Here is a 15295-nt window from a genome sequence, read left to right on the forward strand (position 1 = left end):
TCTCCGTATGCGTGCTCGCCGCCGTGGCGATGACATGCGGACGTCCCTCGTGTACCGAACCCCTGTGCCGGACGGCAGTCCCGCAGGCGCCTGATCGTCCGGTCTGTCCGCAGCCCGCATACGGTTGCGCGCCCGTCGTGCAGGCTGTGTCGAGGAAGCCGCGTCCGTTAATGATCCGGGTCTTCGGGCGCGTTCCGTCGCGCTCCGGCTTTCGACATCTCTGAATGTGCGCCCACCGGAGGCGTTCGCCGTGACGCGGATTCATCCGCTCTCCACGTGCGCTCCCTTCAGCCGTGGCACGTGCCACAGCAGCGGCGCGCCGAATCAGGCGCCTTCGCGGCGGCGATATAACCTTCCCGCTGGATCGCATCGATCGCGGCTTCCGCGGAGACGTGATCGCTCTCCACGTGCACTTCGGCATTCGCCAGATCGACATCGATCCGCGCATCCGCATCGAGCCTGCGAAGCGCGGCGGTGATCGTGCCCACGCAGTGGCCGCAGGTCATGCCTTCGACGAACAGTTTCATTTCGGAATCCCGGATTGCCGGCCGATCGCCGGCAGATCGGATCGTCATGCTTGCCATTGTGGGAAGGTCAAATGCTGTGCCGCGAACCGGAATTCGATGGAAACGCGCGGCGCTTTCGACGGTTTCTGTCGGAGAGTCGTTAACCGGCATCGGATTCGATGTCGTTTGGCCGGACCACGACGCACGACGCGTTCGAAACCGTGCGCCAGGCAACCGACGGCCATGCTCCCACGTGCCCGACAACTGACCCGCATCATCCGAACCGGCCTGGTGGCATTGCTGCTGGCGGGTCTTGCGATCCAGCCCGTCCTCGTCGCGGCGGGACAGCTCCATGAACTCGAACACGCCATCACCGCCAGGGAAGCGGCGGATCACGCGCACGCGGATGGGCACACGCACCCGCACTCGCACGATCACAAGCCCCATCACGATCCCGCGCACGCCACGGGCTCGCACAGCCTGATGCACCACCATGCCGTGACCTCGGCCGCCGTCGTGCCGCCTTCCATGCGGATCTGCGCCACGACCGTTGCCGGCAAACCCGATTTCCCCGTGCCGGAGCTTCCGGCGATCCGCGGTCGATACACGGTGCAGCTGCGGCCTCCCATCGCCTGACGCGTCTTCCCCTGCGCGCCATCGGTCGTGCGCATCAGCGTCCGGCGTCGACATCGGGCGTCGTTCCCCCCGGCTTCGCGCGGGTGCGGATCCTCCGCGCCCACGGGATGCATTGCGCCGCGCACCGGATCGGTGGCCCATCCCTGTTGGATGAGGACGCCCCATGGAAATGCATTCGAAAGGGCCGCTTGCGGCCCCGCTGCTGCCGCTCGTGCGCACGATCTGGCGGCGCATCCCGACGACCCTGCGTGCGACAAGGCCGATGCGACGGCTCGGCATGGCGATCTACGACCGCTACGTCAGGCACACCGACCGTTGCCAGTCGCACTACACGTGGTTCCTGCGAAATCCGCCGCAGTTGGCGCTCGTCGCGGATCTGATCCTCACCGCGCAAGGGCGAACGCCGGTGCGCGTGATGTCGGTGGGGTGCAGTGTCGGCGCCGAACTCTATTCGCTGATGTGGTTGCTTCGCCGCCTCAAGCCCGACCTCGCGATCGATGCGAGAGGCGTCGACGTGGTCCCGGAGGCGATCGCCGTGGCCCGCCAGGCCAGCTATCGACTGGAGGCGCCGTCATCGACCGGTGGCACGCTGTGGGTCGACGGCGCGCGGGTGCTGTCGACGTCCGCACAGGCCGTGGAGGAGATGTTCGAACTTTGCCCGGACGGCGCCTGGCGGGTGCGGGACTACATCCGCCGTGGGACGACGTGGCACGTGGGCGACGCGACGGACCCGGGCCTGGTCGAATCGCACGGGCTGCAGGACGTCGTGCTGGCATGCAACTTCCTCGGGCCCATGGAACCGGAGATGGCGGAAGCCTGCCTGCGCAACGTGGCGTCGATGGTGGAGCCGGGCGGGTACCTCGTGGTCGACGGGGTGGATCTCGACCTGCGCGCGCGGGTGGTCCGGGACCTCGGCCTGCTGCCCATCACCGAGGACGCGCGGCACATCCACGAGGCCGATCCCTCGAAGCAGGACTGGCCGTGGACGCGCTGGTCGATGGAACCGTTCGACGCCTCGCATCCCGACTGGGCGTTCCGGTACGTGACGGTGTTCCAACGGCCGATGCTCGAACGCAGTGGGCCCCGTGCTTCGCTCGCGCCCGAGGTCCAGGCCAGGTTGGCGGATCCATGAGGGCAGGGGACGTGTCGTCGGGCGGCTTCCCGCGTGCTCCAGGTCGGGGCGTCGCCCGTGCGCGGCCGGCGACCCGCCGGGCGATGCGCTTCGCGCCCGATGGCCGTGCAACATCGGGCGCCTGTCGCGCAAGCTGCACTGCACATCGCATCCGGCGACGCGATCCCGCACTATGTGCCGCTCATCCGTCGCTCCACATCGAGGTACTCCATGCAGTCTTGGCTCCGGCGCAAGGACATCGACAGGCTCACCGTCCACGAGGAAGGACGGCGGCTGGTGCCCACCCTGGGCTGGCCGCACCTGGTCGCGCTGGGCATCGGCGCCATCGTCGGCACCGGCATCTACACGCTGATCGGCGTGGGCGCGGACAAGGCCGGCCCGGCGGTGCTGCTGTCCTTCATCGTCGCCGGCGTGGTCTGCGCCTGCGCGGCGCTCGCGTATGCCGAGATGTCCACGATGATGCCGGCCGCCGGCAGCGCCTACACCTACAGCTACACGGTACTGGGCGAGGCCATCGCGTGGGTCGTGGGCTGGAGCCTGATCCTGGAATACTCGCTGGTGGTCAGCACCGTGGCGGTGGGGTGGTCCGGCTATTTCGTCGGATTCCTCGAATGGGTGCAGGCGCAGACCGGATGGAACGTGACATTGCCCGCCGCGCTCGCGGCCGGCCCGCATGCGGGCGGCGTGGTGAACCTGCCGGCGATCGTCATCACCTTCCTCGTCGCCGGCATGCTGATCGCCGGCACCCGCGAGAGCGCCACGCTCAACGCGATCCTGGTGGTGTTCAAGCTGATCGCGCTGGCGGTGTTCATCGCGGTGGCGCTGCCGGCGTTCGACATGGCGAACCTGACGCCGTTCATGCCGTACGGCTTCCCGAAGTCGATCGATGCGCAAGGCGTCGAGCGCGGCGTGATGGCCGCGGCGGCGATCATCTTCTTCGCCTTCTACGGCTTCGATGCGATCTCCACCGCGGCCGAGGAAACCAAGAACCCCGGCCGCGACCTGTCGATCGGCATCGTCGGTTCGATGATCGGCTGCACGCTGATCTACGTGCTGGTCGCCCTGGCGGCGGTGGGCGCGATGAGCTTCACCGTGTTCGGCAAGAGCGCCGAACCGCTGGCGCTGATCATGCGCGAACTCGGCCACGGCACGGCGGCGTTGGTGATCGGCATCGTCGCGGTGATCGCGCTGCCGACGGTGCTGCTGGCGTTCTTCTACGGGCAGAGCCGCATCTTCTTCGTGATGTCGCGCGACGGCCTGCTGCCGCGCGGCCTGTCGAAGGTGAACCCGCGCACGGGCACGCCGGTGGCGATCACGCTGTTCACCGCGGTGCTGGTCGCCGCGCTGGCGGGCGTGGCGCGACTGGACGAGATCGCCGCGCTGGCCAACGCCGGCACGCTGGTGGCGTTCATCGCGGTGGCCGTGTGCATGCTGGTGCTGCGCAAGCGCGATCCGAACCGCCCGCGCGTGTTCCGCACGCCGCTGGCGTGGGTGGTCGGCCCGCTGGCGATCTTCGGCTGCCTGTACCTGTTCTGGAGCCTGCCGCACACCACGCAGAAGTGGTTCCTGGTGTGGAACGTCGTAGGCGTGATCGTCTATGTGCTCTACAGCCGTCGCGCGAGCCTGCTGGCCAGGGGACAGGAGGCCTGAGGGTTCCGGTGAGTGGATGAAGAAAAGGCGCCGAAAGGCGCCTTTTCTGTTTCGCCGTCATCCGCGCGAAGGCGGGGGCCAGCGGCCCGATGCATCACCCGCGTCTTTGTAGCCCGGGTAAGGCGAAGCCGCACCCGGGGAGCTGCCACCTCGTCAACCCCGGTGCGCTTCGCTTCCCCGGGCACACAAGCCGTCGGGTGCATCGACTCATCCGGGCTCATCCCGGCAACGCCGCCGAAAGCACCGCCCCCGCTTCCTCCTCGATCTTCAACGCCGCCAGCTCGTCGGCGCGCGTGCGCCCGCGATTGAGGATCGCCAGCGGAATGCCCGCCTCGTGCGCCATGCGCGCGAAACGGAATCCCGAATACACCATCAGCGACGAGCCCACGACGAGCATCGCGTCGGATGCCTTCAGCGCATCGCCGGCGCGCACCGCACGATCGCGCGGGACGTTCTCGCCGAAGAACACCACGTCGGGCTTGAGCATGCCGCCGCAGCGCTCGCAGGCCGGCACGGTGAAGCGGGTGAAATCGTGACCGTCGAGATCCGCATCGCCGTCCGGCGCGGTGCCGGCGTCCAGGTGCGTCCACCCGGGATTGGCCGCCGCCAGGCGCGATTGAAGTTCCGCTCGCGCCGATTCGGTCCGGCATTGCAGGCAGACGACGCCGTCGAGCCGACCGTGCAGGTCGACGACATGGCGACTACCGGCGCGCTGATGCAGCCCGTCGACGTTCTGCGTCAGCAGCATCGACACCCCATCGCGCGATTCCCACTGCGCCAATGCGTGATGCACGCCGTTCGGCTGCGCCTCGTCGATGCGCGGCCAGCCGATGAAGCTGCGCGCCCAGTAGCGGGCGTTCACGCGCGGATCGCCGGTGAACGCCTGGTAGGTGACGGGCGGCGTGCGCTTCCACTGGCCGTCCGCGTCGCGGTAATCGGGGATGCCGGAGTTCGTGCTGCATCCGGCGCCGGTGAGCACGAACACGCGCCGGAACGGGGCGAGCCAGTCGCGCAGGACGCCGGCGGACTCGGCAATGGGGTTGGGCAGGGCGGACATGCCTCCATCTTATGGGCGAGGGGAGCCGCTCCAAGGCCGCACGGCGCGATCCGACCTGAACGGCCCGTCCGCCCCTGATCCATCGTCGTCTCACAACCTGAGACAGCCCTCCCGCACCATCGCCCGATGCCCCTGAGCGCCTTCCACCCCGCCGTCGCCGCCTGGTTCGCCAAGGCGTTCCCCGCGCCCACGTCCGCGCAGGTGCGGGCGTGGCCGGCGATCCGCAGCGGCCGCAACACGCTGGTCGCCGCGCCGACGGGCTCGGGCAAGACGCTGACCGCGTTCATGACGGCGATCGACACGCTGGTCCGCCAGGGCCTGGCGCACGCCGGCAACGGCGCGCTGTTCGACGAAGCGGCCGGGCTGCCGGACGAAACCTTCGTCGTCTACGTCTCGCCGCTCAAGGCGCTGTCGAACGACATCCGCATCAACCTCGAGGCGCCGCTCGCCGGCATCCGCGAGGAACTGGCCGCGGTGGGCCTGCCGGACGTGGAGATCCGCACCGCCGTGCGCACAGGCGACACGCCGCAGGCCGAGCGCGCCGCGAACCGCCGCAAGCCGCCGCACATCCTCGTCACCACGCCCGAATCGCTGTACGTGCTGCTGGGTTCCGAATCCGGCCGCGCGATGCTGTCCACCGTGCGTTCGGTGATCGTCGACGAAATCCACGCCGTCGCCGCGAGCAAGCGCGGCAGCCATCTCGCGCTCTCGCTGGAACGCCTGGAAGCGCTGTGCGGCCATCGCCTCACGCGCGTCGGCCTGTCGGCGACGCAGAAGCCGATCGAGCAGGTCGCGCGCTTCCTCGTCGGTTCGGCCGCCGTCGCGCCGGACGGCACGCCCGATTGCGAGATCGTCGACATCGGCTACACGCGCGAACGCGACCTCGCGCTCGAACTGCCGCCCACGCCGCTCAGCGCGGTGATGTCGTCGGACCAGTGGGAGCAGGTCTACACGCGCGTGGCCGAGCTGGTCGAACAGCACCGCACGACGCTCGTGTTCGTCAACACGCGCCGCATGGCCGAGCGCGCCGCGCATCACCTGGGCGAAAAGCTCGGCAAGGACGCGGTGGCCGCGCATCACGGCTCGCTGTCGAAGGAACTGCGCCTGGATGCCGAACAACGCCTCAAGCGCGGCGAACTGCGCGTGCTGGTGGCGACGGCGTCGCTTGAGCTGGGCATCGACATCGGCGACGTGGACCTGGTGTGCCAGCTCGGTTCGCCACGCTCGATCGCCGCGTTCCTGCAGCGCGTGGGCCGTTCCGGACACTACGTCGGTGGCACGCCGAAGGGCCGTCTTTTCCCGCAGACGCGCGACGAACTGGTCGAATGCGCGGCGCTGCTCGACGGCGTGCGTCGTGGCGAACTCGACGCGTTGATCATGCCCGACGCGCCGCTGGACGTGCTCGCGCAGCAGATCGTCGCCGAAGCGGCATGCCAGGAATGGAGCGAGGACGCGCTGTTCGACTGGGTGCGTCGCGCCTGGCCGTACGCGCAGCTCGAGCGCGAGGATTTCAACGCGATCGTGCGCATGCTCGCCGACGGCTTCACCACGCGTCGCGGCATCCGCGCCGGCTACCTGCACCGCGATGCGGTGAACCGCGTCGTGCGCGGTCGCAAGGGCGGTCGTACCACCGCGCTCATGTCGGGCGGCACCATCCCGGACACCGGCGACTACTCGGTGGTCATGGAGCCGGAGTCGGTGTTCATCGGCACGGTGAACGAGGATTTCGCGGTCGAAAGCATGGCCGGCGACATCTTCCAGCTGGGCAACGCGAGCTACCGCATCCTGCGCGTGGAGCCCGGCAAGGTCCGCGTGGAAGACGCGCAGGGCCAGCCGCCGAGCATTCCGTTCTGGCTGGGCGAAGCGCCGGGTCGTACCGATGAACTTTCCGTCGCCGTGTCGCGCCTGCGCGAGGAAGTGGCTGCGCGCCTCGCTGTTGAGCCCCTCTCCCCCCGCGAGAGGGCTCGGGGTGAGGGCCGGGACGAGCAGGGCAACGATGCGGCCGATGCTGCTTTTGCAACCGCGCCCGACGATCTGCAAACCCACATCGAATCCACCGGCGCCTTCCGCCATCTCACCGAAGAAATCCGTCTAACCCCCGAAGCCGCCCGCCAGATCATCGAATACCTCGGCAGCACCGCCGCCACGCTGGGCGCGATGCCGACGCAGCACACGCTGGTGCTCGAGCGCTTCTTCGACGAATCCGGCGGCACGCAGCTCATCATCCACACGCCCTACGGCAGTCGCATCAACCGCGCGTGGGGTCTGGCGCTGCGCAAGCGCTTCTGCCGCAAGTTCAATTTCGAACTGCAGGCGGCGGCGACCGAGGACGCGATCATCCTCTCGCTGTCCACCAGCCACAGCTTCCCGCTGATCGAAGTCGCCAGCTACCTGCATTCGGCGTCCGCCGAGCACGTGCTGATCCAGGCGCTGCTCGACGCGCCACTGTTCGGCGTACGCTGGCGCTGGGTCGCGACCACGGCGCTCGCGTTGCCGCGTTTCGTCGGCGGCAAGAAGGTGCCGCCGCAATTGCAGCGCATGAAGTCCGAGGACCTGCTCGCGACGGTTTTCCCCGACCAGGTCGCGTGCGCGGAAAACCTCGTCGGCGAGCGCGAGGTGCCCGACCATCCGCTGGTCGCGCAGACGCTGCACGATTGCCTGCACGAAGCGATGGACATCGACGGCTGGCTCGATGTGCTGCGCGCGATGGAAGCGGGGGAGGTGCAGGTCGTTGCACGCGACCTGAGCGCGCCTTCGCCATTCGCGGCGGAAATCCTCAACGCGCGTCCGTACGCGTTCCTCGACGACGCGCCGCTGGAAGAGCGCCGCACGCAGGCCGTGCAGACGCGTCGCTACACCGATGCGCAAAGCGCGGACGATCTCGGCCGCCTCGACGCCGACGCCATCGACGCCGTGCGCGAGGAATGCTGGCCGCAGGTCCGCAACGCCGACGAAATGCACGAGGCGCTGATGGGGCTGGGCGTCGTCACCGAGCGCGAAGTGCGCGAGAACGGCTGGGCCGACTGGCTGTCGCGCCTGGTCAAGGCGCATCGCACGACGAAGCTGATGCCGCCCGCGCCCGACAAGCCCGTAAGCCAGCGCGGCAGCGACGGCAACGGCCTGTGGGTCGCCGCCGAACGCCTGCCGCAGTTGCAGGCGATCTTCGCCGACGTGCCAATGCAAACCCCGATCGACGCGCCGGCCGAGTACGCCGCGCAAGCGTGGGATCGCGAGGACGCGCTGGTCGAACTGCTGCGCTCGCGCCTGACAGGTCTTGGGCCGACACCGTCGTCGGTCATCGCGGACGATCTTTCGCTGCCACGCAGCGATGTCGACCTCGCGCTGCTGCGCCTGCAGAACGAAGGCTATGTGATGCAGGGTCGCTTCACGCCGGGCGCCGGCGTGGACGAGTGGTGCGAACGTCATCTGCTCGCGCGCATCCACCGCTACACGCTCAAGCGGCTGCGCCGTGAGATCGAACCGGTCGCGCCGCGCGATTTCATGCGCTTCCTGTTCGACTGGCAGCGCGTCGCGCCGAGCGCGCGCGTGAACGGGCCCGAAGCCCTCGCCGGCGTGCTCGCGCAGCTGGAAGGTTTCGAAGCGCCCGCCGCCGCATGGGAAAGCGAAGTGCTGCCCACGCGCGTCAACGACTATTCGATCTCGTGGCTCGACGACCTGTGCACCGCCGGCCGCACGCTGTGGACGCGCCTGCGCGCGGGCCCGGCCGACACGGGCGCCGCGAAGGGCAGCACGCCCGTGCGCGCCACGCCTGTCGTGCTGCTGCCGCGTCGCGATGCCGCCGTGTGGACGCGACTCGCGCCGCCGCCCGCAACCGACGAAGCGCTGTCGTCGCGCGCGCAGAAGGTCGTCGAGTACCTCGGCGAGAACGGCGCGTCGTTCTTCGACGAACTCGTCGGCGGCGCGCATCTGCTGCGCACCGAACTCGAAGACGCGCTCGCCGAACTCGTCGCGCGCGGACGCGTGCATTGCGACAGCTACGCCGGCCTGCGCGCCTTGCTGGTGCCCGCATCGAAGCGGCCGAGCGCCACGAACCACGGCCGTCGTCGTCGTGCCGCGTTGTTCGGCATCGAGGATGCGGGCCGCTGGGCGCTGATCCGCCGCAACGCGTCGGCGGAACAGGCGCGCACGCCGGAAGACGTCGAACACGTCGCGCGCACGCTGCTGCGTCGCTACGGTGTGGTGTGCTGGCGCCTGCTCGAACGCGAAGCGCAGTGGCTGCCACCGTGGCGCGAACTCGTGCGCGTCTACCATCGCCTGGAAGCGCGCGGCGAGATCCGCGGCGGTCGCTTCATTTCGGGCCTGTCGGGCGAGCAGTTCGCGCTGCCCGAAGCGATCGGCCTGATGCGCCAGATCCGCCAGCGTCCGCAGGACGGCGCGATGGTGTGCGTGTCGGCGGTCGACCCGCTCAATCTCGTCGGCACCATCGTCAGCGGCGAGAAGGTGCCGCGCCTGGCGGGCTCGCGCATCCTGTATCGCGATGGCGTGCCCTTGGCGACGCTGGTGTCGGGCGAGGTGAATCTGCTCGTCGAGCTGCCGCCCGATGAGGAAGCGAAGGCTCGCCGCATCCTGCTGCGCGAGCCGGAGCGTTCGATCGCGGGGTTCACCGCGCCGATTTCGGTGCCGTCGCTGGCCCCGGTGGTGCGCACGACGCATTGACGCGCCCAGGCTTTTGTAGCCCGGGTAAGCGAAGCGCACCCGGGGGAACGAAGTGATAGCGTTCGGCGGCCTTGATGCGCCCCGGGTGCGCTTCGCCTACCCGGGCTACAAGGCCAATGCAACGGCCACCCATTCAGGCCTTCAATCCCCCTTGACCCCACGCGCGGGAAGATGGACATGCCGCAACGCATGGACCCCGCGCATTGGCCATCCGCAAGTCGCCCCCGAAAACGCCCGCGAAGCGCGTACGCAGGCGCGTCGCCGTGCGCGACGGGCAGGCGCCGGAGCCGGTGGACGACAGCCTCGCCGCGATGCGCGAGGCGGCGAAAGGCTGCAAGCGCTGCCCCCTGTGGAAGCCCGCGACGCAGACCGTGTTCGGCGAAGGGCCTGAAGACGCGCGCGTGCTGTTCATCGGCGAACAGCCCGGCGATGCGGAAGACCTCAGCGGACAGCCCTTCGTCGGGCCGGCGGGCAAGCTGTTCGATCGCGCGCTGGCGGAACTCGGCCTGGATCGCGCGAAGTTCTACGTCACCAACGCGGTGAAGCACTTCAAGTTCGAACGCCGCGGCAAGGTGCGGCTGCACAAGAGTCCCGACGCGTCCGAGCGCGCCGCCTGCCGCATCTGGCTGGAGCGCGAACTCGCGGCCGTGCAACCCGACGTCATCGTCTGTCTCGGTGCGATCGCCGCGCGTTCGGTGCTCGGCAGCAAATTCCGGCTGATGGCGCAACGTGGCGCCTGGCAGACGCTTGCCGACGGCACGCGCGTGCTCGCGACGGTGCATCCCTCGTTCGTGCTGCGCCAGCGTGGCGACGAGGATCGCCATGCCGCCTACGCGCAGTTCGTCGCCGATCTGTCGCTGCTCCAGCGCGCGGGACGCCCTCGATGACGACGCCGCGGGGCAGGGTACGCATCGGGATTTCCGGCTGGCGTTACGCGCCGTGGCGCGGCGTGTTCTATCCCGAAGGATTGGCGCAGCGGCGTGAACTGGAATACGCCTCGCGCTGCTTCCACAGCATCGAGATCAACGGCACGTTCTATTCGCTGCAGCGCCCCGAAAGCTTCCGCCTGTGGCGCGACGAAACGCCGGACGAATTCGTCTTCGCCGTGAAAGGCAGCCGCTTCCTCACGCACCTCAAGCGCCTGAAGGACGTGGAGACGCCGCTCGCCTCGTTCTTCGCGCAGGGATTGCTGGCGCTGGGGCCGAAGCTCGGGCCGATCCTGTGGCAGCTGCCGCCGAATTTCCGTTTCGATGCGCAGCGCCTGCGCGGATTCTTCGAGCTGCTTCCCACGGACACGACGCAGGCGGAGCAGCTCGCGCGACGACGCGAAGTGACACTGATGAAAGGCCGCAGCGTGCTGAAGGCGAAGGGCGAACACGCGCTGAGGCATGCGCTGGAAGTGCGGCACGAAAGCTTCCTCGTGCCCGAATGCACCGCGCTGCTGCGCGAGTTCAACATCGCGCTGGTGGTGGCGGACACCGCGCGGAAGTTTCCGTTCGTCGGCGACGTCACGGCGGACTTCGTCTACATCCGCCTGCACGGCGACGAGGAACTGTACGCCAGCGGCTACGGCGATGAAGCGCTGGACACCTGGGCGCGGCGCATCCGGACCTGGCGCACCGGCGGCGTGCCGAACGACGTGCCGCGGATCGAACGCACGCGGCCGGCGCGACGGTCGCGCGATGTCTACTGCTATTTCGACAACGATGCGAAGGTCCGCGCGCCGTTCGATGCGCGCGGGTTGATGAAGCGGCTCGGCGGCTGACGCGCCACGGTCAACGGCGCGCAATGTTCGGCCCGGAGGATGGGCGCGGCCGGTTGCACGGGGGAGCCGGCGTGCCCTGTCCGCAAGGAGCGAACCAATGTTTGTTGCCATCCACCGGATGTTCCGCTTCGCCGCCACGACACTGCTTGCCTTCGGCATCGCCACGCCCGCCGCTTTCGCCGATGATGCGGCCGTGACCGCCGCCGACCGCCATCGTCCATCCGATCCGCCCGGCCGCCAGGGCCTGGTCGTCATCGCCCATCGCGGCGCCAGCGGTTACCGGCCCGAACACACGCTGGAGTCGTATCGCCTCGCGATCCGCCAGGGCGCGGATTTCATCGAACCGGACCTGGTCGCCACGAAGGACGGCGTGCTCGTCGCGCGCCACGAGAACGAGATTTCCGGCACGACGGATGTCGCCTCGCATCCGGAATTCGCCGGTCGCCGCGCGACCAAGACCATCGACGGCGTGACGATGACCGGCTGGTTCACCGAGGATTTCACGCTCGCAGAGCTGAAGACGCTGCGTGCGAAGGAACGCATTCCCGCGATCCGCCCGAACAACACGCGCTTCGATGGGATGTATCCGATCCCGACGCTGGCGGAGGTGATCGCGCTGGTGGAACGGGAAAGCCGCAACGGGCGTCGCATTGGCATCTATCCGGAAACCAAGCATCCGACGTATTTCGCGCGTGAGGGGCGGCGCATCGACGGGACGCCCATCAACACCTCGCTGGGCGCGAAGCTGATCGAAACGCTGGTCGCCGAAGGCTTCACCGACCCGCGTCGCATCTACATCCAGAGCTTCGAGTTCGAGAACCTGATCGAACTGAAGAAGTCGCTGATGCCGGCCGCCGGCATCGACCTGCCGCTGGTGCAACTGTACGACGACTTCCACGGCGCTGCGCCGTACGACGTCGCGTACAACATCGCGCATGGGTCGAATCTCGCCGCGATCTACGGTGGCCTCGTGCAGGCGGTGGGCGGAATCGATGCGGACACGCGCTATGGCGCATTCGCCACCGAACCGGCGTTGACGTGGATGCGCGCGAACTACGCCAGCGGCGTCGGCCCGTGGAAGGGCAGCCTGCTGCCGCGCACGACGCTGGAAACGCCGGTCGATGCCGACGGCGACGGCAAGGCGGAACTCGCCGCGCAGAACACCGGCATCGTGCATCCGATGCTCGCGTGGGCGTTGAAGGCGGGATTGCAGGTGCATCCGTACACGTTGCGCGCGGAGGAGACGTATCTGGCGCGGACGCCGGGCGGTGTGCCGCAGTCGGTGGTCGCCGAAGCTCTGCAGCTGTACGGGCTGGGCGTGCAGGGGTTCTTCATCGACCAGCCGGACCAGGGCGTGCTGGCGCGGGAGATCTTTCTTGAAGTGAACCGGCTGCGGGGGCGATAACCCGCGGCGTGGTCGGGCGGGCTCTTGTAGTCCGGGCAAGGCCGGAAGGCCGCACCCGGGGAAGCCTTCCCGTCGCGTCACGCGAAAGCCCCGGGTGCGCTTCGCTTACCCGGGCTAAAAAGGCAAAAAAAACCGCCCGGTTTCCCGGGCGGCTTTTCGTGTCACGTCGCGACGAACCGACTTACTTCTTCGACGCCTTCGTCGTCGGCTGCGACGGCGCGGTGGTCAGGCCACGCTTCTCCAGCAGCGGCTCGATCTTCGGATCGTGCCCGGCGAAGTTGCGGAACAGCTGCAGCGCGTCGGTGCTGCCGCCCTGCGAGAGCAGGGTCTGGCGGAAGTGGTCGCCGTTCTTGCGGCTCAGGCCGCCGTTCTGCTTGAACCACTGCACCGAGTTGGCGTCGAGCACTTCCGACCAGATGTAGGCGTAGTAGCCGGCCGCGTAGCCGCCCATGATGTGGCTGAAGTACGGAGTCTTGTAACGCGGCGGCACCGCGTAGAAGTCCACGCCGTCCTTCTTCAGCGCGTTGGCTTCGAAGGCCATCACGCCGCTGGCCGCCGGCAGCTGGTCTCCAGTGGCCTGGTGCCAGTTCTGGTCGAGCATCGCCGCGCCCAGGTACTCGGTCGTCGCGAAGCCCTGGTTGAACTTCGAAGCGGCGATGACCTTGTCCAGCAGTTCCTTCGGCATCGGCGCGCCGGTCTGGTAGTGCTTGGCGTAGTTGGCCAGGATCGACGGCCAGTCGGCCCACATCTCGTTGACCTGCGAGGGGTACTCGACGAAGTCGCGCGGGACGCTGGTGCCGCTGAAGTACGGGTACTTCACGTCCGAGAACATGCCGTGCAGCGCATGGCCGAACTCGTGGAACGCGGTGGTGACCTCATCCCAGGTCAGCAGCGTCGGCTTGCCTTCGCTCGGCTTGGGGATGTTGAGGTGGTTGGCGACGACCGGCTTGAAGCCGCTCAGCTCGGACTGGTCGACGTAGGAGTTCATCCACGCACCGCCGCGCTTGGACGAGCGCGCGTACGGGTCCCAGATGAAGATCGCCAGCTGCGAGCCGTCCTCGTTGAACACGTCGTACACCCAGGTGTCCGGGTGATACTTCGGCAGGTCGGTGCGCTGCTTGAACTTCAGGCCGTACAGCTGGCCGGCGGCGTAGAACACGCCGTTTTCCAGCACGTTCTGCATCTCGAAGTACGGCTTGAGCTGCGACTCGTCGAAGCTGTACTTCGCCTGGCGCACCTTCTCGCTGTAGTAGGCCCAGTCCCACGGCTCCAGCTTGAACGTCGGCTGGCCCTTGGCCTTCTGCTCGGCGTCGATCATCGCCTGCAGGTCGGCGGCTTCGCGCTTGGCGTTGGCGACGGCGGCCGGGGCGAGCTGCCCGAGCATCGCGTTGACGGCCTGCGGCGTCTTGGCGGTTTCGTCTTCCAGCACGTAGGCGGCGTAGTTCGGGTAGCCCATCAGCTCGGCGCGTTCGGCGCGCAGCTTGGTGACCTGGGCGACGATGCCGGTGTTGTCGAACTCGTTGCCGCGGCTGCCGCGCGCGACGGACGCCTTGTGCAGGCGCTCGCGCAGGGCGCGGTTGGTCAGCTGCGCTTCCGGCGGCTGGCCGGTGGTGTTGAGCAGCGCGATGACGTACTTGCCCGGCAGGTTGCGGGTCTTCGCGGCTTCGGCGGCGGCGGCGATCTGCTCGTCGGACAGCCCGTCGAGTTCTTCCTTCGTGTCGACCACGACGGCCGAGGCGTTCACTTCGGCCAGCACGTTCTGGCTGAACTTGGTGCCCAGCGCGGCCAGCTGCGCGTTGATCTGCTTCAGCTTGGCCTTGTCGGCCTCGGACAGGTTGGCGCCGGCGCGGACGAAATCGGTGTAGTAGCGCTCGACCAGGCGCACGCCCTGCGCGTCCAGGCCCAGCGAATCGCGGGTGTCGTACAGCGCCTTCACGCGCTCGAACAGCTTGCCGTTGAGGTTGATCGCGTCGCGGTGCGCGGCGAACTTCGGCGCGTAGTCGCCCTGCAGCTTCTCGCGCGCCGGGTTGGTATCGGTTCCGACCAGGTTGAAGAACACGGTCGTGGCCCGGGCCAGCGTGCGGCCCGAGTTCTCCATCGCGATGATGGTGTTCTGGAAGGTCGGCTTTTCCGCGTTGTTGGCGATCGCGTCGATTTCCTTCAGCTGCTGGGCCATGCCGGCATCGAAGGCGGGGCCGAAATCGCTGTCCTTGATCTGGTCGAACTGCGGGTAGTGCAGCGGCAGCGGGCTGTCGGCGAAGAACGGATTGGTGCCTTTGGCGGCGTCGGCTTGCGCACTCACGGCGGTACCTTGCTTGGGGGTCTTGGCGTAAGTGGGGGCGGTCGCGGCGATTGCCACGGCCAGCGCCAGCGCGAGAGGGTGCTTCATGGGCTCGGAAACCTCGTCAAAGGGAGCCCGAAGCCTACCCGATGGGCCAGGGTGCGACCCATGACGAAAGGCATGCCT

At 68.4% G+C, this 15295-nt stretch carries 8 protein-coding genes and 1 pseudogene; 6 read left to right on the top strand and 3 right to left on the bottom strand.

The annotated features are described in order from the left end of the window. Positions 1-287 precede the first annotated feature (287 nt). Positions 288-1001: a heavy-metal-associated domain-containing protein gene (locus tag AC3ANK_RS07670; protein WP_484172626.1), complete on the bottom strand. Its 714-nt coding sequence runs from the start codon at positions 999-1001 to the stop codon at positions 288-290. 418 nt (positions 1002-1419) lie between these two features. Between AC3ANK_RS07670 and AC3ANK_RS07675 the strand changes: the two genes are divergently transcribed. Both AC3ANK_RS07675 and AC3ANK_RS07680 read left to right on the top strand, forming a co-directional pair. Next, positions 1420-2274 (top strand): CheR family methyltransferase, encoded by an 855-nt coding sequence (locus AC3ANK_RS07675; RefSeq protein WP_484172627.1) that lies wholly within the window; start codon positions 1420-1422, stop codon positions 2272-2274. A gap of 210 nt (positions 2275-2484) precedes the next feature. Further along, positions 2485-3924 carry an amino acid permease gene (locus tag AC3ANK_RS07680; protein WP_206858928.1) on the top strand — a complete coding sequence of 480 codons (1440 nt, stop codon included), beginning with the start codon at positions 2485-2487 and terminating at the stop codon, positions 3922-3924. Positions 3925-4141: 217 nt separating this feature from the next. Here AC3ANK_RS07680 and AC3ANK_RS07685 read toward each other — a convergent pair whose 3' ends face one another. Continuing rightward, a complete protein-coding gene (locus tag AC3ANK_RS07685; RefSeq protein WP_484172628.1) occupies positions 4142-4981 on the bottom strand; it encodes an NAD-dependent protein deacetylase in 840 nt (279 codons plus the stop codon). Positions 4982-5107: 126 nt separating this feature from the next. Here AC3ANK_RS07685 and AC3ANK_RS07690 point away from each other — a divergent pair, with 126 nt between their 5' ends. From AC3ANK_RS07690 to AC3ANK_RS07705, 4 genes and pseudogenes are all read left to right on the top strand, one after another. Then, positions 5108-9658: a DEAD/DEAH box helicase gene (locus AC3ANK_RS07690; protein ID WP_484172629.1), complete on the top strand. Its 4551-nt coding sequence runs from the start codon at positions 5108-5110 to the stop codon at positions 9656-9658. A gap of 209 nt (positions 9659-9867) precedes the next feature. Continuing rightward, a pseudogene (locus AC3ANK_RS07695) lies at positions 9868-10545 on the top strand (UdgX family uracil-DNA binding protein); the annotation flags it as partial. Next, positions 10542-11423, top strand: a complete 882-nt coding sequence (locus AC3ANK_RS07700; protein WP_484172630.1) for a DUF72 domain-containing protein — start codon at positions 10542-10544, stop codon at positions 11421-11423. The pseudogene AC3ANK_RS07695 and the gene AC3ANK_RS07700, both read left to right, overlap by 4 nt. Before the next feature lie 97 nt (positions 11424-11520). Beyond that, positions 11521-12828 (top strand): glycerophosphodiester phosphodiesterase family protein, encoded by a 1308-nt coding sequence (locus AC3ANK_RS07705; RefSeq protein WP_484172631.1) that lies wholly within the window; start codon positions 11521-11523, stop codon positions 12826-12828. 181 nt (positions 12829-13009) lie between these two features. Here AC3ANK_RS07705 and AC3ANK_RS07710 read toward each other — a convergent pair whose 3' ends face one another. Beyond that, a complete protein-coding gene (locus AC3ANK_RS07710) occupies positions 13010-15217 on the bottom strand; it encodes a M3 family metallopeptidase (RefSeq protein WP_484172632.1) in 2208 nt (735 codons plus the stop codon). Positions 15218-15295: the final 78 nt, after the last annotated feature.

The organism is Lysobacter sp. SCRH-1R, from assembly GCF_057747855.1.

Coding starts and splice junctions, on each gene's coding strand:
- AC3ANK_RS07705 (WP_484172631.1), top strand. CDS start 11,521: ATGTTTGTTGCCATCCACCGGATGTTCCGCTTCGCCGCCACGACACTG.
- AC3ANK_RS07690 (WP_484172629.1), top strand. CDS start 5,108: ATGCCCCTGAGCGCCTTCCACCCCGCCGTCGCCGCCTGGTTCGCCAAG.
- AC3ANK_RS07685 (WP_484172628.1), bottom strand. CDS start 4,981: ATGTCCGCCCTGCCCAACCCCATTGCCGAGTCCGCCGGCGTCCTGCGC.
- AC3ANK_RS07680 (WP_206858928.1), top strand. CDS start 2,485: ATGCAGTCTTGGCTCCGGCGCAAGGACATCGACAGGCTCACCGTCCAC.
- AC3ANK_RS07675 (WP_484172627.1), top strand. CDS start 1,420: ATGGCGATCTACGACCGCTACGTCAGGCACACCGACCGTTGCCAGTCG.
- AC3ANK_RS07700 (WP_484172630.1), top strand. CDS start 10,542: ATGACGACGCCGCGGGGCAGGGTACGCATCGGGATTTCCGGCTGGCGT.
- AC3ANK_RS07670 (WP_484172626.1), bottom strand. CDS start 1,001: ATGGTGGTGCATCAGGCTGTGCGAGCCCGTGGCGTGCGCGGGATCGTG.
- AC3ANK_RS07710 (WP_484172632.1), bottom strand. CDS start 15,217: ATGAAGCACCCTCTCGCGCTGGCGCTGGCCGTGGCAATCGCCGCGACC.